The sequence below is a fragment of the Chitinophaga sp. genome, assembly GCF_036569125.1.
Classification (GTDB): domain Bacteria; phylum Bacteroidota; class Bacteroidia; order Chitinophagales; family Chitinophagaceae; genus Chitinophaga.
Genome location: NZ_DATCRF010000365.1, coordinates 1 through 19,946 on the forward strand (window position 1 = coordinate 1; position 19,946 = coordinate 19,946).

Sequence of the window (19,946 nt, forward strand, 5' to 3'; positions counted from 1 at the left end):
GTGTCCAGCGTACCATCCGGATGCAGGCGGGCCATAAAGTTCACCATGGTAGAGTCCAGGTGCAGGGAGTCGCCGCCCGTTACAGATACCAGGTTGTAATTAGGCTTTACATAATAACGGAAGTAACCTACTACTATCATCTTCCCATCCTGCTGTAAATGCAAACCGGTTACCACACCCGATACACCGCCTTTCAGGGCAGATACCGGCTGCACTTTGCCGGAAGGCCGTGTTATATTTTCCGTTTCCAAACCGCCGGTATTATACAGGCGTGCAATGCTGCTTACATAAGGCAGCCCTTCATAGCTGGCAAAGCTGCCGGCTACCAGGTATCTGCCATCGGGCATGGCAGCGGCTCTTACCACGGTTGCCGGTGCGCCGGTATTTTTTCCGTAACGGAAAGAACGGTCAATGGTACCATCGCCATTTATACGTGCTACACGGTTCACGCCCCCGTCAATGTTGGCATTGTCAAAGTTGGTGAAATCGCCCACTATCAGGTATTTGCCGCCTTCTACCGGTATAATGTCCTGTATGGTATTATCTGCGCCACGGGAGCTGGGGTATACGGTATCCGTTTCCATAACACCCATTACACGGAAAAAGGGGCCAAAGAAATACTGCTGCCCTACCTGTGCCGTAATGTTGCCGGTGCTGGCAAAAACGGGCACTTTTACTTTTACGCTGGAATCGGTTACATCTATCAGCGTACCGGGTTGCCCGTTAAACAATATGGAGAGCTCCTGCTGGTGCGCCTTAAACCCTTTGCCGCGGATAGTGATCTCGTCGTTGATATGTCCCCGGTCCGGCAATACACCGCCCTTGCTGATGAGGATTGCCGGCGATACCGTATCCTTATAAGGGTCTTTGCCGCTGCTGGCCACATCATCCTTACTGCAGGCCTGCAGGCAAATACCGGCTATTATGATCCCTGTAAAAAATCGAAGTATTTTCATCTGGTAATGTTTTTATCTCAACAGGTATTGTTCTGCCATCCGTACAAAAGTGCCGCCCCGGAAACCAAATACATGGTTGTTGTTCAGCACATGCAGCACACCGTTCCGGGGCTGTATGTCTGAAGTGGCGATCATAGTGGATGGGTTGTTCTGGAAATTCTGCGGGTCGTAAGTAATGTCTGTTAGCCGTATAATGCGGGCCCCCACTGCTTCCACATTATTGTAGTTCTGGTAAATGAGGCCTATGTTCAGTATGTAGCCCCCATCCATTACATAGTTAATACCGGGATAGGCGTATACGTTAACAGGGTCTACCCGCGCAAACTGTTTGGCCAGGTATTTCCCTTTCAGCACGTACATGGAAAGGAAGTGCCGCCATACTTCCGGGTCTATATCCTGCAGGTGCACGGAATCTTCCACGTTGAAGTAACGGTAATCATTCAGGGCGTTCATTACTACCTTCACCGCATCGTCCGTAGGGGCGAAAAAAGTAACGGAATCGTTGTTCAGCATGTCTTTCATGCCCGCACGGTCAATGATATACGTAATGGTATCAAACCAGTAAGGCGTATTTTTCAGGTAATCATAAATGCTGCCGTCGTATTTGGGATTGGCTAAACCGCCATCCACGTAATAATCTTTTTTACAGGCATTGAACAACAGCACGGTGAGCAGCAGCAAGCCTGCAATGGACCATAATTTTTTCATAACACAGTTTTTATCTGGACCAAAATTCATTTTGTATGATCAGGGGATTGTTCTTTACCGCACCCAGGTCTATAGGCCAGGTCCATGCGCGGCGCTGGAACTGTTCCGGTGTGAGGTAGTTCTCACACTGGTTGCGGTCCATTACGCGGCCGGTACGTACCAGGTCATAATAAAAATGCCCTTCGCCCCATAGCTCTTTAGCGCGTTCCAGGAAAATGGCATCCTGCAGCGCAGGGCCGCCACCACCACTGTAGCTGCGGGCGCCGGCGCGGGTGCGCACCATATTCAGCAACGTAATGGCTTCTGCATCCTGGTTGCCAAGGTTGGCCAATGCTTCTGCACGCAGCAGCAGCAGATCCGCATAACGGAATATCAGGAAGTTGGCATCATAGTCGCGTGTGGATGGATTGGATACGGAGGAGAACTTCAGGTACATGGCCGACTGCGGGTTGGCATTACTGTACGGATCATCAAACCACAGGTCAAAACGTTTGTCCGGCTCACCAGCCGGATAGATCTTATCCAGGAATATACGCTTCGGTGTGATCTCAGAACCAAAGCCGCCATACAGGTCGCCGCTGCTGTGAATAATAGGCTCATGCAACACCCACTGCGCTATAAGCGAGTGGAATTGTACGCCGTAATTTATATCCAGCGACAGCTCAAAAATACCTTCCAGGGAACGGCCTTTGAAAATGGTTTGAAAGGTTTCCTTGGTATAAGGCAGCAGCTCGTATACGCCCAGGTCCATTACCTGCTTGCCCAATGCAGCGGTTTGCTGCCAGCACTCCTGTTTGTGCGCTGCATCAAAACCGGCTTTCCACATATACATGTGCGCCATTAAAGTAAGCGCTCCGCCACGGGTAGCGCGTACTGCGCGGTTGGTAGGGTCATCGTAGGAAATGGGCAGGTCCTGCTCGCAGCTGCGCAGGTCCGCTATGCAGGTATCCAGCACGGTGATCATATCTGCACGGGGTTTAATAGCCGTTTCATACGGATCCAGCTGCAGCGGCACATCTCCGTATAGCCGTACCATATAGAAGTAGGTAAAGGCGCGTATAAAGCGTGCTTCAGCTACCAGCGCCTTACGGTTTTGCGCGCTAAAGCCGGGGTCCTGTATGCCGGGTATACGGTCTATGCATAAATTGGCGGCAGCAATGGCCTTGTAAAACTGTGTCCAGTTCTTAGGACCGGCGGAATTATCTGAGCTGTTAAGGTCACCGCCCAGCATATCATTACGGCCCAAAGCGGCCAGGTTGCGCTTGTTAAACCAGTTCCACCATCCGGCGCGGAAATCGCCTGTATTGTACAGGGTAGATTCCAGGAATTTATCCAGCAGCAGACGGTACGCGCCGTTAATACCTTTCAGGGCATCATCCTCATTCTTCCAGAACTCACTGCCGGAGAGGGTATCCACCGGCTTCACCTCCAGGAACTTTTTGCAGGACATAGTAAATGCCAACAAGCCGATGAGCAATCCTATTTTAAAGCGTGTTTGCATAATGTTCATCTTTTACATTGTTAGAATTGTACCGCAAAGCCCAGCGCAAAGCTGGTAGCAGAAGGGTACCCGTTAATATCATCACGGCCCAGCGAGGTCACCGTTTCCGGGTTAGGACCGGAGTAGGGTGAAAAGATGGCTACGTTATAAGCCGTGAAGTAGGTTCTGAGCATGCGTATCTTCAGGCGCCGCATAAATTCCTGGTTGCGGAAACTGTAGCTCAGCGTTACCTGGTTCAGCTTAAAATAAGAACCATCTTCCTGGAACAGCGTTTGATCCAGGCGGTTGGGTATTACATCCTGCCCGTGGAAAATGTCGCCTACAGCAGGGTATTGCGCATTATCGCCGGGGTTCTTCCAGTAATTGATCTTGCTAAGGTCATAATAGTTCACAGGCCCTTCTGCCGTACCGGTAATGTAGGTGGCATCCGGGTACTGCGCACGGTATAAGCGCGCTGCCATGGCATTGTTCATAATGCTGCGCTTAATAAGGTAAGAGCAGAAAATGTTCAGCGCAAAGTTGCGGTAGCTGAAGGTGTTGGTGATACCGCCTGTTATCAGCGGATCGGGGTTGCCGGTGATCACATTGTCATCCGCATCATCCAGCGCATAATCGCCGTTCACATCCAGCCAGCGCGGATCGCCACCCTGGAAATACTGAGTGCCGTTGCCGCGGAATGATTTGTAGCGTACGCCCCGCACCGGGTCTACGGGTACATTGCTGGTATTGGCGTAAATGCCCTGTGTTTCATACAGGTAGTTGCTGATGGGGTTACGGCCTACTTTCAGCGCCAGCTCCTCATAATAGGGGGCGCCCTGCGCCTGCCGGTAAAACTGTACACCGCCGGGCAGCTGTGTTAGCACGCCACGGTTATATGCACCGTTCACACTTATCATCCATTGAAAATTCTGCTGGATGGGCGAGGAAATGGGCCGCGCAGTGATCGTAAGCTCATGCCCGTAGTTCACCACGCTGGCGCCATTTACCTGTACGCGGTTAAAACCGGTAACATCGGGCAGGTATAGATCACGGATCAGGTTAAACGATTTTTTGAAGTAGGTATCATAAATAAATTCCAGCCGCCCTTTGAACAGGCCCAGGTCTACACCAAAGTTGAACTGGTTCGACTTTTCCGGCTCCAAAGATTGGTTGGCCATTACATCAAAATTGGGTGCGATGGCCGGGCTGTTGTTATAGTTGTTATACACCTGGTAAATGCCCAGGAAGTTGGGCAGCGTAGCAGCAGCACGGCTGTTGGAGCCATAGGTTACACGTACGGAACCATAGTCCAGCCAGTTAAAGCGCCGCATCAGGTTTTCCTTACCAAAGTTCCAGCGCAAACCAATGGCCGGGTTTTTCGTATAGGGGTTATTGATACCTGCCGATGAGTTGCCATCCAGGCGGTAAGAAAGGTCTATACTATACTTGGTGCGGAAGTTATAGGAAACAAAACCGGCCCAGGATAAGGCATGGTACAGGTAAGATACGCTGGTGCCATTATCGTTGGTATTACCTCCGTCATTCCAGGGGTTACCGGGATAAAAACGGGGCGAGTAACCACGCGGCCCCCAGAAATAATCACTGGGCCCGTTGCGTACATCGCGTATGTGCTGGTTATCTGTTTTAATATTCACTTCACTGAACAGGCTCGCATACAGGTTATGCCCTCTTTCCACATTGGCTGGGTCGCTGCTGAAATTGTAGTTAATACCGTTACGCGTATTCAGCTCATCATGCCGCCCAACAAAGCCATACAACAGGGTTTGGTTGTTGTTGGCAAAGGCCTGGTTAAAGCGGTCGCGGGTATCTGTATAATAGTCGTAAGAAGTGATGGAGTTTACGCGTATGTTATGGAAGATCTCATAATCCATATCCACAAACCCGCGCAGGTTAATGGTGTTGTTATCATCCATATTATTCTCATACCCGTCAAACTGCGGGTTGCCTACAAACTGGGAAGGGCCGGGCAGCAGAGAGGAGGTGAAGGCATTACCGGCGCCATTGCCTGTTAAGCCGCCGCCGTTACCGCGCTGCTTTTGTCCTAAGGCGCCAAACAGCTGGGTGCTGATGCGCAGCTTTGGACTGGGCTGTATGTTCAGCTGCATGTTCAGGCTGTACTTGTCAAAACCGGTGTTCTTAATTACACCCTGGTTACGCTGGTACGCCATGTTAGCCTTGTAGTTCAGCTTGGGATTGCCCCCGCTGATCTGTACGTTGTTCTGTGTGTTGATGGTAGTTTGGTAAAATAACCCCTGCCAGTTGGTTGAGTTATTGTAAAAGCTGTTCAAACTATCTGTGAGGAACTGGGCGCCTTCCAGCCGGTCGCGCGCTTCCTGGATATTGCGGCTGTGATATAAAATGGAATTGATACGGTATTGCCTTTCCAGAGCGCCGCCCCAGGTAGGCCGCAGCTGCGGGGCCAGGTTAATGAACACACTGCTGTTCACATCGATCACCGGCGTGGGTGAGTTACCACGTTTGGTGGTAATTACAATTACACCGTTAGCGCCGCGGGAACCGTACAGTGAGGTGGCCTGCGCATCTTTCATGATCTCGATGGATTGTATGTCATCCGGCGGTATCAGCGCCAGTGGCCCGGTGGCAGCACCTGGTTGTAACATGGACTGGGAAAAACCGCCATCATAATCCACCGGTACGTTATCTATTACCAGCAATGGGTTATTGGTAGCCAGGTAAGTCTGGTCGCCGGTGCCGGTGATGTTCAGCTGGGAAATACCGCGTATGGATACCGTGCCGCGGAAGCCCGGCGCGCCGGTGTTGTTCTGGATATTTAAGCCGGCTACCTTACCCTGTAACAGCTCCTGCACGCTGGATACCGGTACATCCTGCAGGTCCCTGCCGGAGATCACGGCTACTGAGCCGGATACGGTTTCCTTGGTACGTTTCTGGTAGCCCACTACCACAGCCTCTTTCAGGGAACGGTTCTCCGGTGAAAGGAAAAGGTTCAGCGTAGGTTTGGTAACCTTCAGCGTTTGATCCTTATAGCCCACAAAACGGAACTGTACCGTTCTGCCTTCCTGTATGGTAAAGGAAAAATTACCCTGTACATCCGTTAAGCCCAGGCCTTTTTTAGCCTGCACATCTATGATGGTAACGCCGGGCAGCCCTTCACGGCTAATGGCATCCTGGATCCTGCCTTTTACAGTAATGTTTTGCTGGGCAAAGGCTTGGCTGCTGCAAAGCAGCAGGGGAATAAGCAGTAAGACCAGCAGGTTGTAATAACATTTATACATACATAGTAATTTTAATCGTCCTGAAATTTTGGATTCACCTTGAACTTGAACACCACTTCCCAGTCGCCGGGTTCATAAATGGCTAAGCTGAGCCCTATGCCTGCATTGTACCGGTGCCCAAAGGATACGCGGTTATACTGGAATGCGATATAGGCTTTGTCCGAGTTGCCGGAAACATCGGCCAGTATGGGAAAGGGGCTGGTAACATCATAGGTAAGAATGGTGCTGTCAGCGCTCATACGCCGGTTAAAGCCAAAGGGTACATCCAAACCGATTGAACCGGTGCGGTAACGCAGGCTGTCCCATTGTGTGAGGTTGAAATTGGAAAAGGGAATGGCTACAGAATCCTTATCAAAGATTTTAAACGTAAGCGTATTGCCTTTTATATCTGTTTTGCGGAAGTATACATTCACACTATCCCGGGGCAGGTTCAGGTTAAATTGATCTACCACGCCGCTAAGGTCGGGGTGCGTAATGCCGCCCTGGTCCCATGCTTTGCGGATGCCGGTGATATCGTCAAACTCATACGGCTCATAAGGGCGCGGGCGGCGCACATCCAGCACCATGTTCTTGAACACTTTTTCACCGCCATTATTTTTTACACGCACATCAAAGTAATAGATGCCGGGCTTAATGCGGGAGGAATCCGTATTCCAGAAAAATATTTCACCGGAGTGCGGGCGTATATCTAACGCCGGCGCCTGTACGGTGCTGCGTTTGTCTTCAATTTCCGCAATGGTCTTTTCTAAGCCGCTGTAATAGTTTTTCCATTGCCGGGTAGCTACTTTTTCAAGCAGCTCCGGAGCAGCGCTGCTGTCGGCATGGCGTACATTTTCCAGCGTAAAGGTGAGCGGCTGCGTGGAATAGTCCGCATTAAAAATATAGGAGTACACGTTCGTACGGCCTAAGTTCACCGGGAAGTTGGTCCGGTTATAGTTCATATTGGTGCTGAAAAAATCCTTTTCACCCGGCACCATGTTTTTGTAGCATCCTGCCATGGCCGTGGCCAGCAGCAGAAGCATGATCAGATAAGGTTTATAACGTTGCATAATGCAGGGAATTAAAGTTTGTAGAAGGTCATTTTGTTGATATTGTAACCGCCGGATTCTTCATAGAACCGCAGGATGTGCTTACCGGCAGTAAGGTTCACCGTGGTATTTACCGTTACCCAGTTCTGCCAGCCGCCTGTATCATTGCAATGCACCGTACCGCTAACGTTTACGCCGTCAAACTCCAGCCGGAAATTGCCGCCGCCACCACCGGATGCCATGCGCAGGGCAACAGCATAAGCGCCGTCTGCGGCTACTTCTACCGTGTATTCCAGCCATTCGGAACCACCGGTCCAGCCCACGTTATAAGTGCCTTCGCTGCAGTTTTCGATATCCACAGCTTCTGTGCGGTACTGGTTGCCGTTGTTGCCGCCGTCATTATCATGGTAAGCCAGTCCCTCTCCGCCATCATCATAATCCTCAAACTCAATAGTGCCGGGTATGGGAGATGGTAATCCCAGGTAGGGCGATTGTATGGGGTTCAGCGAATACGGGAAAGCCATCGGCACCAACGACACAAAGCCGAATACATGTTTGCTTTCCAGCACATGCAGCCAGCCATTAGCCGTTTTAAGATCTATGCTTTGGGTAATGGAGGTTGACCAGTCCCTGATAAAGCGGGAGCGGTTCATATCGCTGTACTGTAATACCAGCGGGCCGCCGTTCTGGATGCCGGAAGCTGCTGTGGGTACAGACTTGCCGTTCATCTGGTAATTATAGGCCAGGGTGTTCAGCATCACCCCATCTGCATACTGCAGGGAGTCGGCGCCTACCTTACCCCGCATCATGTAGCGGCGCAGCAGCGTATCCCATACGGCTGCGGGTACGCTGTCCAGCGTCCAGTCGCCTTTAAAGCCATATTTACCCCGGCTGAAGTTCAGGTTGTACAGCGCAGTTTTAATGCTGTAATCCTGCGGCGCAAAAAAAGTGATGTTCTCCTTTTTCAGCGTATCTGTAAGGCCGGCTTTATCAACCAGGTATAATAAGGTATCATACAAACCCTGCTGACTTTTCAGGAAGTCATAGGTGTTTACCGGCACTTCTGCCGTGGGTTTGGCATTGCGGTAAGTATTATCTTTTTTACAACCCGCTATCACCAGCAGCAACAGCAGGGCGCCGGTGTACCATTGTGGGCAGGTACTCCGCGCGGTGAATTGTTGTAAGCTCATTTTCATAACAGCAAACATTATTTCCAGAAATTATTTTGTACCAGCGCGCTGTTGGTGGAAAGTGCCTGTTTAGACACAGGCCAGTAAGCAGCGCCATTATTTACATCGGCCTGGGTGAATTGGGTGTACCGCGATACTTTGTTGAAATGTATCAGGTCAAACCAGTACCAGCCTTCGCCTATCAGCTCACGCCTGCGTTCCAGGAAAATGGCATCCAGCAGGGCTTCCTGCGTGGGATTGCCGGGCAGTGTTTTTAAACCGCGGCGGGTGCGTATGCTGTTAAGATCACCTACTGCATCGGACATGCCTAAACGCGCTTTACATTCTGCCTGCAGCAGGTACAGCTCCTCATACCGGAAAATGATGATGGCGGATGTATAAAAGCGGAGTGTCGGATTTTTTACCGCGCTGTTCACCTGCTTCATTTTATAGAACACCGGGTAGGCATCATTCAGCTGATCAAAGAACAGGGTAGCGCGCTGATCGCCGCTTTCACTGTAAATACTCAGGATGCTGTCTTTGGGTATATAGATCTCGGATTCGCTTTTGGGAATATCCGGTGAGCGCAGTGTCCAGTCTTCCAGCTGCCCGGTAGTGGAGTATTCTGCGTGGTCAAAGTTGAGGTCTATCTGGAAAATATTGCTGAAGCCACGGCCGCGGAAAGAGCCATCCAGGCGGGTAAGATCGGCGGTGCTTACAAAGTTGTAACCGGTTTGCCCCTGGTTATCTATTACAGCACGTGTGTTTTGCAGGGCATTGGCATAATCGCCTTTCCAGGCATACAGGTGCGCCAGTAAGGTATAGGCCATACCGCGGGTAGCGGAAATATCTGTATGGTGGCCTTCACCCTGGCCCTGGTAATCGCCTTGCTGCTCCGGCGACTGGCCATTGTACTTCCACGGCAGGCCGTAGGCAGCAGCCAGCGCATCCTGTATGGCAAAGTCCAGCACCTGCTGCTGGTTGGTTCTTGGGGTAGGCGTAAACGTGCCGTTGGGCGGGCTGGAAATTAAAGGCACATCGCCCCACACCCTTACAATATAATAATAGAGAAAGGACCGCAGGAAACGTACCTGCGAGCGGTCCAGCTCCATATCATTGTTAGAGTAGCGGTAATCGCGTTTGGGCACTTCAGGCAATTTTTCAATGGCCAGGTTGCATTGGGCAATGGCGGCGTAAAACCGGCGCCAGTCGCGCCATTGATCGGTAGTGGCATAGCTGGCGTTCAGGTTATTATCCACCAGCGCCTGCAGGTCGCCGCGTTTGGTAACGCGGAAGTCGCCGCCCCGCAGATCGCCATATACCCAGTGGGCATTTTCATTCATTAACGCGGCGCGTATCAGGGCATAGCAGCCATAAACAGCGGCACGGGCATCATTTTTATTCTGCCACATGTTCTCTTCTGTAAGCGCGCGTTTGGAGGGCTGGTCCAGCATTTTACTGCAGGAGCTGCCCAGCAGCAACAAACCCGATAAGATCACTATTGTATATCGCATGGCAATAGTTTTTAGAATTGAAAGTTGAAACCTAACGTAAAGCTGCGCGGTGCTGCCCAGTTGTAATAACCCTGGTCATAGCCAAAGTAGTCCACCGCTTCGGGGTCGCCACCGGAGTAGCGCGTCCAGGTCCATATGTTATTGGCGGTGCCATAAACGCGCAGCTGCTCAATACCGGCGCGCCGCATCCAGGGAGTGTTCAGGTTATAGGTGAGCGTAACGGAACGCAGCTTTATGAAAGAGCCGTCTTCCAGGAACAGCGTCTGGTCCGGCTGGTAGGCATTTACAGCGCTCCAGGGATTATACAGCGGGTACTTGTTGTAATCGCCGTCTATCTTAGACCAGTAGTTCACTTCTTTAATACCTTTTACATCATCCAGCCCTTCGCGCTGCGCAAAATCAAAATGGTCGGCCATGGCCTGGTTGATGATCTTGCGGCCAAAAGCGTAATTGCACTGTACCTGCAGCTCCAGCTGTTTGTAACGGAAGGTATTGCTGAAATAGCCTTGTATTGCCGGCGCCTGCCGCCCTTTCATTACACGGTCAGCATCATTGATCACGTAATCGCCGTTCAGGTCTTTCCATTTGGGATCGCCTGCATGCAGGGCGGCGCCCTGGTACGTCATTTTATGGCCGTTGGATGGGTTGGTGGGAACCTCTGCATCGCTGTTATAAATACCATCGTTGATCAGCAGCCAGTAACGGTCTGTTGGTTTGCCTACCAGCAGGCGGTGGTTGCCTATCACCATATCGGTAATGCCATCCGGCATAGCCAGCAGCTTGTTCTGATTGGTATAGGCCGAGATGCCGGTGCTCCACTGGAATTTGCTGCCGCGGATCACATCTGCATCAATGGCCACCTCATAACCGTAGTTACGGATGTCCATCCCGTTCTTAACAAGGCCGGTATACCCGGTTTCTTCCATCACGGGAATTTTCAGCAGCAGGTCGCGGTCTGTTTTGGAGTACACATCCAGCGTAGCATGAATGCGGTCGTTCAGCAAACCTACATCCAGGCCAACATTCAGCTGCTCAACATAAGGCCATTTTAAATTGCTGGTTACATAACCGGTGCCAAAGGCCGCGTTAATGGCGGGAAAGGCGTTGTAGGTAGCTGTGTTGGGGTTGCCATCCCAGCCAATGTCCACATTATAAATGGGGCCGCCTTTGTAATACTCATCCATTAATACACGTCCCACACGGCCGTAGCTGGCTCGCAGGTTCAAAGTGCTTAGCCAGCGTGAGCCGTGCAGAAATTCTTCATTGCTGATCTTCCAGGCTGCGGATAAGGTGGGAGAGAACAGCCAGCGGCTCTCCGATGGTACGTTCGAGCTGCCATCTTCCCGCAGGTACAGGTTCACAAAATATTTTTCCAGGTAATTATACCCTACGTTGGTGTAAAAGGATGCTACATTGCTTTGCGTATAGTCCTTATAGTTAGCCTGCAGGCGCAGGTTGCCGAATACGCCTTCCTTATTGGAGTCGTCGCCCGGTTTGTAGATCTTAATATAATCACTGCGGCCTTTATAAGCTTTGCCGTAATCATAGCGCCACTTGTCCCACTGTGCGTATTGCCCCAGCGTTACATCTATATGGTGCTTATTTACAAAAGTATGATCGTACCGTATGGAGTTATCCAGCACCATACGCCGGCTTAAGCCGTCGAAGTTGGATACGAAGTTATTACCGTCATTGATGGTGGTGGGAATAAACAGGTCCCGGAAGTTTTGCCCATAGTCAATGCTGAAGCGGGTGTTCAGCGCCCAGTCAGCACCAAGTGTATAATGCAGGTTGGCAAGGATGCGCGCATTATTGTTCCGGTTGCGGTTCAGCCCGTCTTTCAGGTACGTGTAATACGGCTGTAAGTATTGTTTGTTGGGTGATGGCGGGTTTTCAAAGTTCACCAGGTAGTCCTCATCACCGGCTCGGTCCCGGATAAATTCATTACGGGTGCGGGTAAGCGTGGCGCCGTTAATAAAGGTGGTGAGCATGAGGTTCCTTACCGGCATCAGGTTAATACCGAAATTAATGTCGTACCGGTTCATGGCTGTATGGTCTGCCACGCCTTGTTGTGCGGTGCGGCCCAGGCTAAAGCGGAAGTTGGCCAGGCGGTTGCCGCCGCTTACAGCGGCTTGTATACCATTGCTTAAAGCATTACGGTAATAAAGGTCGTCCCAGTCTGCTGCCCCAAAGTAGCGCGCCTGTGTGGAGTCTGCCAGGTACCGCGGAAAATTGCGCCATTGCGATTCATTGGCGTATTTCTGGTAAAAAGGCATGCGGAAGTTGCGCTCATACTCGCCGTTCACCGTGTTTATCGTTGGTTTAATGGAAAGGCCTATCCAGGAATTTACCGATACCTTCATGCGCCCTGAGCGCGGGCCTTTGGTGGTGATGTTGATAATGCCGTTAGCGGCCAGGGGGCCGTATTTGGCGCTGGCTGCAAAATCTTTCAGCACTTCTATGCTGGCAATATCATTTACATCCAGGAAAGAGAGCAGGTTGCTTTCTGTTCCCAGGCGGTTGAAATCAAAACGCTGTATGTCGTACGGGAAGGCATGTTCCGGCATCAGCGGCACCCCATCTACAATATAAGTAGGCTGTGCGTAGAACAGGTCACTGTTCTTTAGCAGTAAGGTGGAGGTACCCCTGATAAATACGCTGGTACGTTTGCCGGGTTCTGCGCTGGGTGTGCGTATATCCACCCCCGTTACCCTGCCGTTCAGCATCTGGTCAATGCTGTTGTAAGGCATTTTTCTTACCTCGTCCATATTCACGCTGGATATGGCGCCTGCCTTGTTGTTGTAAAGGAAGAGCTCATTATTTGGTAAGTGTCCAATAGTGTCCCTGGCCTGCAGCGGTATTTTTTTTAACCAGCTGATACTGTCTGTGGAAGACGAAATACTGCTGGTGTCTTTGCTCTTGTACACGCTTTGCGCATAACTGCCGGCAGACAGCAGTAAGCAGACAATGGCCCCTGCCACCCCGTTTCGTGGGATGACGTAACATTGTGTTGTCATAAGTGAAGATTTGGCAATACAAACCCTGTGCGTAAGCTTGCGCTTACACCGGGCTTAATAATGTTGCTTTACGGAAACAGATTTAGCTACCGACCTTGTAATAGATCAATAGCGGATGTTGTAAAAGCGATGGTGGAGATGCGTACCGCTGAGGTACGGGCATACGGATAGGATGGCCATTTGCTAGTAAAGTTTGAACCTGCATGTGCTAGAATTGTGGAATTTTAAAATGTGCTTTACGGTGATAAACATTCTTATGGAAATAGGCTCTGGATCAGTTTTCAAGGCATTGTTAGTTGGGCTGATAACGCGGAATCGGGATTACACTGCTGACGTGGGCCTTTAAACGAAATCCTACTACATACATTTAGTTCTTCAATCGGTTGTGCTCACAATTTAATTAGCTAAAACGATTTTTCATAATTTTTTTTAACAATTATTTTTCATTTTGGATTTCGTAGTTGCTGAATAACTATTACTTATAACTCAAGACAGTTTTAATTTATTATAGCTGTATAACATTTTGAGCGATGGAACGTTTATAGAAAAATCATCAAACCCTATCTTTATGAAAACCATTTACCCGCTGGCTGTAGCGCTGGTGATCATTTCAGGCTTAACAGCCTGTTCCCATTCCGATGTACCGGAGCCCGCATTACCCTCCACACCTTCCTCCAAAGAAAAAGCTTCGATCGCTGTAATTGATTACCGGGAGGAGATGCGCAATTTTGTGATCGGCATCAGCCAGTATGCAAAAGCACAAAACCCGCAGTTTGCCATTATCCCGCAGAACGGTATCGAGCTTATTACCACCAACGGTGAAAGTAATGGAACACTGGCCCAATCGTACATCCAGGCTATTGATGGTGTAGGCCAGGAAGACCTTTTCTATGGCTACACCGATGATAATGTGCCCACACCTTCTAATGACAACCTGTACCTGCGTGAATTCCTGAACCGCATTAAGGCAAGCAAAAAGGTGCTGGTTACCGATTATTGCAGCAGCAAGACTAATATGGACAAGTCTTACAGCAGCAATAACACCAACGGCTATACTTCTTTTGCCGCCAACCACCGGGAGCTGAATAATATTCCCGGCTACCCCGTACAACCATATGGTGTGAACTCTAATAATATTACCAGCCTGTCGCAGGCAAAAAATTTCCTTTACCTTATTAATCCTGAGAACTATTCCAGCAAGACCCAGTTCATTAATGCCGTTGCAGCTACTAATTATGACGTAGTGCTGATGGACCTGTTCATTGGCAGCAACAATCCTTTCACTGCAGCAGAAATAGACCGGCTGAAAACCAAAGCCAACGGTGGTAAGCGCCTGGTGATCTGCTACCTGTCTATTGGCGAAGCAGAGGATTACCGTTACTACTGGCAAACAGGCTGGCGCGTGGGTAATCCACCTTTCATCAGCGCAGAAGATCCCAACTGGAAAGGCAACTACTATGTAGAGTACTGGAATGCCGACTGGAAAAGCGTAATATTCGGTAACGACAGCTCTTACCTGAAAAAAATATTGAACAGCCATTTTGATGGCGCCTACCTGGATATTATTGATGCTTTTGATTATTTCGAGAACCGGTAGGACCGTTCATCTATTTTGCAGGTTTAACAATTAACAAAGCAGTAATTTTATTGGTATCGCAACCAATAATCTATTGCTATGAGGAAATATCCACTCACCCTGTTATTGTTATGCCTGCCCCTGCTGGTATTTTGCCAGGCCACCCAAAAACCTGTTCTGCACGGCCAGCACTGGATGGCCATTACCGGCAAGCCGCTGGCGGCAACGGCCGGCTCCATGATCTTTCAGCAGGGCGGTAACGCGGTAGATGCTGCCTGCGCCATGATAGCCGCTACCTCCACCATGTGGGATGTATTGAGCTGGGGTGGCGAAACACAGGCCCTCATCTATAATCCGAAAACAAAAAAAGTAATTGGCATTAATGCATTAGGAGTAGCGCCCACCGGTGCTACTCCTGCTTTTTATAAGCAAAAGAACATGCAGTACCCGCCGGAGTACGGACCACTATCGGCCGTAACCCCCGGCACACCGGGCGGCATTATTACCATGCTGGCGGAGTATGGCACCAAAAGTTTGAAAGAGGTGCTGGCCCCTGCCATGGAGCTGGCCAAAGGCTATCCCATAGAAGGGCAAACCGCCAACGCCATCCAGGAATACAAAAAGTGGATCACACAATGGCCATACTCCAAACAGGTGTTCTTCACACATCCTGACCGTGCGCGCGTAGCGCCTGATGCCGGTGAAATTTTTCGCCAGCAGGACCTGTTAGCTACTTTGCAGAAGCTGGTGGATGCGGAACAGGCAGCGCTGAAAAAGGGCCGGTCCCGCAAAGAGGCGCTGTATGCGGCCTACGACCGTTTTTATAAAGGCGATATTGCACAGGAATTTGTACGCGGCTGCCAGGAGCAGGGCGGCCTTATTACCCTGCCCGACCTGGCCAACTGGAAAGTGCATATCGAAGAGCCCATGATGGTTACCTACAAAGGCATTGAAGTGTACAAGCTTTCCCAATGGACACAAGGGCCGGCCTTGCTGCAGGCGCTGAACATCCTGGAAAATTTTGACCTGAAAGGCATGGGCTACAACTCCACCCGCTACATACATACCGTGTACCAGGCTATGAGCATGGCTTTTGCCGACCGGGATTTTTATTACGGTGATCCCTACTTTCCGCCGGAAGAGCCTATGAAAGGCCTGCTTTCCAAAGCATATGCAAAGGAGCGCGCCCGCAGCATTAACCAGGAGCAGAATGATACTATGATAGGCCCTGGCGATCCCTACCCCTTCGAAGGCGGTGGTAAGCAGAACCCTTATTTTAACCTGTTAAAAACCTGGGGCCATACCGCGGTGTATAAGCCGGATGAGCCCATTCATGGTTTGGATGATCCCTTCCTGCAAACATTCCTGAGCGGCACCACCTCCGTAGAAGCCGCGGATGCGGAGGGATGGGTAGTATCTGTAACGCCCAGCGGCGGCTGGTTACCGGCCACTATTGCGGGCCACACCGGGGTAGGGATGAGCCAGCGTATGCAAAGCTTTGTGCTGGATGAAAAGGAAAGCCCCTTTAATGTAATGGAGCCCGGCAAACATCCGAAGGTAACGCTTACGCCTACACTGGCGTTGAAAGATGGTAAGCCGTACCTGTCTTTTGCGGTGCAGGGCGGCGACAGCCAGGATCAGAACCTGCTGCAATTTTTCCTGAACGTAGTGGAGTTTGGTATGAATGTGCAGGAAGCCGTAGAAGCCGCCAACTTTAACAGCTACCAGATGTACTCCTCTTTTGGCGCGCACGAGCGCAAACCCGGCGGCTTAACCCTGCAGCAGAACACACCCTTCTGGACACGGAAAGAGTTAAAGCAATTAGGATATAAGATAGATTACCAGGAGCGTACCTCAGGCCCCATTAATGCCATTTACTTCGACTGGCAGCACGGCAGCTTCTGGGGCGGCTCCAGCAACCACGGGGAAGATTATGGGATCGGGTGGTAGGTGCTGCGCGAAGCGCAGCGGTCCATGGTCCATAGTCGATGGTCCATGGACTGCTGCATATGAATGGTTAGCGCGGTAATGTGTATTTGTCTATGGTTTGCGGACAATAGTTTACTGCATAGCTCATGAGGCATGTTTGCGTTATGAGCAGCTAATAGCTATCTGTTAGCGTATAACCTGTTACATTAAGGTAGGCTATGGACTATAGGACCATCGACCATGGACTGCGCGAAGCGCGCCTCAACAAATATTCGGAATAGTCCCCGAAAAATCACACAGCTTTTCCAGCAATGCGCATAGTTCTTCTCCCTTCTTGGTAAGCGTGTAAACCACTTTAGGAGGTACTTCCGGAAAGTGTTGCCGGTTGATGAGCGTGTTTTTTTCCAGCAGCTTTAAACGGTCTGCCAGTATATGATCCGTAATAGGCGACAGCTCTTCCTTGATACCGGAGAAACGGCTGTTGCCTTCCTCAATACAGAAAAGGATCTCCGTAAACCAGCGCCGGCTTAATAATACCAGCAGCTCATTTAGCGTACACTTACTTTCCAGGAAAGCTTGATTCTGGTAGTTAGTTGAATTGACCTTCCTTTCAGCCATAAAAAATATTTATTTAAGTAGTTACTATTTAAATAATGAGTTATTGCACAGGTAAGCTGGATATGCTTGCTTTGTAACAGTGAATTGTAGGAACGGAAACCCTGCTTTAAAACATGCTCTCTCAGATCCGGTTTGCCTTCCGTGTGTAATAGTTTGAGCAATGTAGGAGAATAGATCCAGATATCAAACGGGAATTACATAAACGGACGGCGCCCGGCTGCAGAGCACACTATAGGACATTTTAACTGGCATACGCGTCAGCAATGGTTGCCCGGCAATTTTTGCAGCTGCGGTTTCCGCGCAATGTTTTGCAGGGAACCCGCAGCAGGCGCGGGGATCAGCAGCACACCAAACCGCCTTTAAAAAAGGGCAGTGAACATCAGGACAGGACAGTTTTTAATATTGATTGTTTTAATACCGGAGGCCCGGCGCTGCCTCTGAACAGCGCCGGTTTCCTCCCGGTATCCGTACAGGATCCGGCTGCTATAGGCTGATGGCGCCCATAACAGCTACCACTCCGCAAACCGTATAACGGTATAGTTGTCAGCCTTTCATCCGTTCCATCTGCCGAACAAATAATAAAAAAAACTACTGCATATTCCCTATATTTACGACATGCATTATTTTACTTTTTCTCAGCGCAGCATCCGTAATATTTTAGCCGGGGGAATATTACTTTTTTCAGCTGCATCCGCTCAGGCGCAGAACGTGGAGCCCCTGCATTATACCAGCTTTCATACCGGCGCCAAACCCACTATTGATGGTAAGCTGAATGAAGCCGTATGGCAGCAGGCCGCCTGGAGCCAGGATTTTACCGATATTGAAGGCGACAAACGCCCGCAGCCGCCCTTACGCACCCGCCTTAAAATGCTGTGGGATGATCAGTACCTGTATGTAGCCGCCGAACTGGAAGAACCGCATATCTGGGGCAAGCTGCTGCTGCATGATACCATCATTTACCACGACAACGATTTTGAATTATTTATTGATCCGGATGGGGACGGGAAAGAATATTTTGAAATAGAGGTGAACGCCCGCAATACCATTTTTGACCTGTTTATGCCGCGCCCCTATAATGAAGGCGGCCATGCGCTTATTACCTGGGACACCAAAGGCATGAAAACAGCCATCGGCATAAATGGCACCTTAAACAATCCTGCAGATAAAGATAAATCCTGGACCGTGGAAATGGCTATTCCTTTCAAAGCCCTGCGCCTGCTGGGTGTACCGGATGTGCCGAAAGACCGTACCGTATGGCGCATTAACTTTTCCCGCGTGGAATGGGATACGGAAATTAAAGGCGGCCAGTACGTAAAGAAAATCAATCCCGCCACCGGCAAGCCCTTACCGGAACATAACTGGGTATGGTCGCCGCAGGGTGTTGTTAACATGCATGTGCCGCAGAAATGGGGTTACTTACAATTCTCTACCCAAGCCGTTCAAAAGCCTTAAATTACAATATGGATAAGCGTAATTTTATAAAATCACTGGGCGTAGGAAGCGTAGCGTTGCTACCCGGTGTGCCTGCCCTGGCTAAAGAGGCCACTGCAGCGGCAAAGGAGGCAGCGCCCCCAAAGATAGCGCACCGCGTATGGATCAACCCTAACAAGGAAGATGCGGAAGCAGACATACAAAAACGTTATGCTGATTATAAAAAAGCAGGCATCAGCGATATTTACTTTGAAGACGATAGCGAAAAACATTTCCGCATCGCTAAAAAGAACGGCATTAAAGCCCACCGCTGGATCTGGACAATGAACCGCGGAGAAAAAGAGCTGCTGGCCGCCCACCCGGAATGGTATTCCCAGAACCGTAAAGGGGAGTCCTGCGCAACCAACCCGCCCTACGTGGGCTACTACCGTTGGTTATGCCCCAGCAAGCCTGAAACGCTGAACTACCTGAAACAGCAGGTGGAAAACGCACTTTCCAAAGATTATATAGATGGCATTCACCTGGATTATGTACGTTATTGCGATGTGATACTGCCCGTGAACCTGTGGAGCAAATACGGCATTGATCAATCCAAAGAATTGCCGGAATACGATTTTTGTTATTGTGAAACCTGCCGCAACGCCTACAAAGCAGAAAAAGGCAAGGACCCGCTGGAAATGGAACACCCGGACCAAAGCCCTTCCTGGCGCAAGTTCCGGTATGACCGTATCACCAACATCGTAAACAACCTGGCCAAGGTAGCGCAGCAGCATAAGAAACCCATTACCGCCGCTGTATTTCCCACACCGGAAATAGCCAAACGCATTGTGCGCCAGGACTGGACCAACTGGCACCTGGATGCGGTGAACCCCATGATCTATCATGGCTTTTACCAGGAAGATGTAAGCTGGATCGGCGATGCCGTTGCCGAAGGCGTACGCGCGCTCAATGGCCGCTTCCCTTTATATGCCGGCCTTTTCCTCCCCGACTTTAATGGCAATATGGACGATCTGAAACGCGGCGTAGCGTTAGCCGTGAAGAACGGCGCCGCAGGTGTATCGTTGTTTGGCGATCTTACACCGGAAGTGCTGGCGGCGATTGCCGTGTAGAATTACGAATTAGTTAATTACGAATTACGAATTGGGTACTGCGTAATTAAAAGTATTTCGCTTGCCGTAATCATTATTCGTTATTCATATCTGCACAATACCACAGTAAGGCCACATCAACCCATAAAAAAGTCCT

The 19,946-nt window shown here is 50.1% G+C and carries 13 protein-coding genes; 4 read left to right on the forward strand and 9 right to left on the reverse strand.

Annotated elements, in window-relative coordinates:
* From VIM87_RS13490 to VIM87_RS13525, 8 genes are all read right to left on the reverse strand, one after another.
* Positions 1 to 956: IPT/TIG domain-containing protein (locus VIM87_RS13490; RefSeq protein WP_331997505.1), on the reverse strand; the 956-nt coding region annotated here is incomplete at its 3' end.
* 12 nt (positions 957 to 968) lie between these two features.
* Entirely contained in the window at positions 969 to 1,664 is a 696-nt protein-coding gene (locus VIM87_RS13495; protein ID WP_331997506.1) for a fasciclin domain-containing protein, read from the reverse strand.
* Between the two features lie 10 nt (positions 1,665 to 1,674).
* Positions 1,675 to 3,165 (reverse strand): RagB/SusD family nutrient uptake outer membrane protein, encoded by a 1,491-nt coding sequence (locus tag VIM87_RS13500; protein WP_331997507.1) that lies wholly within the window; start codon positions 3,163 to 3,165, stop codon positions 1,675 to 1,677.
* Between the two features lie 20 nt (positions 3,166 to 3,185).
* Entirely contained in the window at positions 3,186 to 6,419 is a 3,234-nt protein-coding gene (locus VIM87_RS13505; RefSeq protein ID WP_331997508.1) for a SusC/RagA family TonB-linked outer membrane protein, read from the reverse strand.
* A gap of 11 nt (positions 6,420 to 6,430) precedes the next feature.
* The gene (locus VIM87_RS13510) at positions 6,431 to 7,468 is read right to left on the reverse strand and encodes a DUF5007 domain-containing protein (RefSeq protein ID WP_331997509.1); all 1,038 of its coding nucleotides are present in this window, start codon (positions 7,466 to 7,468) and stop codon (positions 6,431 to 6,433) included.
* 11 nt (positions 7,469 to 7,479) lie between these two features.
* Positions 7,480 to 8,643 (reverse strand): carbohydrate-binding protein, encoded by a 1,164-nt coding sequence (locus VIM87_RS13515; protein ID WP_331997510.1) that lies wholly within the window; start codon positions 8,641 to 8,643, stop codon positions 7,480 to 7,482.
* A gap of 11 nt (positions 8,644 to 8,654) precedes the next feature.
* Positions 8,655 to 10,130, reverse strand: coding sequence for a RagB/SusD family nutrient uptake outer membrane protein (locus VIM87_RS13520; protein WP_331997511.1), 1,476 nt, complete (start codon positions 10,128 to 10,130; stop codon positions 8,655 to 8,657).
* A gap of 11 nt (positions 10,131 to 10,141) precedes the next feature.
* Positions 10,142 to 13,147: a SusC/RagA family TonB-linked outer membrane protein gene (locus VIM87_RS13525; protein ID WP_331997512.1), complete on the reverse strand. Its 3,006-nt coding sequence runs from the start codon at positions 13,145 to 13,147 to the stop codon at positions 10,142 to 10,144.
* Between the two features lie 568 nt (positions 13,148 to 13,715).
* Here VIM87_RS13525 and VIM87_RS13530 point away from each other — a divergent pair.
* On the forward strand, positions 13,716 to 14,744 hold the full coding sequence (locus tag VIM87_RS13530) for an endo alpha-1,4 polygalactosaminidase (RefSeq protein WP_331997513.1): 1,029 nt from the start codon (positions 13,716 to 13,718) through the stop codon (positions 14,742 to 14,744).
* Positions 14,745 to 14,822: 78 nt separating this feature from the next.
* A complete protein-coding gene (locus VIM87_RS13535) occupies positions 14,823 to 16,673 on the forward strand; it encodes a gamma-glutamyltransferase family protein (protein ID WP_331997514.1) in 1,851 nt (616 codons plus the stop codon).
* A gap of 240 nt (positions 16,674 to 16,913) precedes the next feature.
* On the opposite strand, the gene VIM87_RS13540 is transcribed toward VIM87_RS13535, so the two are convergent.
* The gene (locus VIM87_RS13540; protein WP_089906776.1) at positions 16,914 to 17,270 is read right to left on the reverse strand and encodes a winged helix-turn-helix transcriptional regulator; all 357 of its coding nucleotides are present in this window, start codon (positions 17,268 to 17,270) and stop codon (positions 16,914 to 16,916) included.
* Positions 17,271 to 17,885: 615 nt separating this feature from the next.
* Here VIM87_RS13540 and VIM87_RS13545 point away from each other — a divergent pair.
* Together VIM87_RS13545 and VIM87_RS13550 are read left to right on the forward strand one after the other, a co-directional pair.
* Positions 17,886 to 18,722: a carbohydrate-binding family 9-like protein gene (locus VIM87_RS13545; protein WP_331997515.1), complete on the forward strand. Its 837-nt coding sequence runs from the start codon at positions 17,886 to 17,888 to the stop codon at positions 18,720 to 18,722.
* Positions 18,723 to 18,730: 8 nt separating this feature from the next.
* The gene (locus VIM87_RS13550; protein ID WP_331997516.1) at positions 18,731 to 19,810 is read left to right on the forward strand and encodes a family 10 glycosylhydrolase; all 1,080 of its coding nucleotides are present in this window, start codon (positions 18,731 to 18,733) and stop codon (positions 19,808 to 19,810) included.
* Positions 19,811 to 19,946 lie beyond the last annotated feature (136 nt).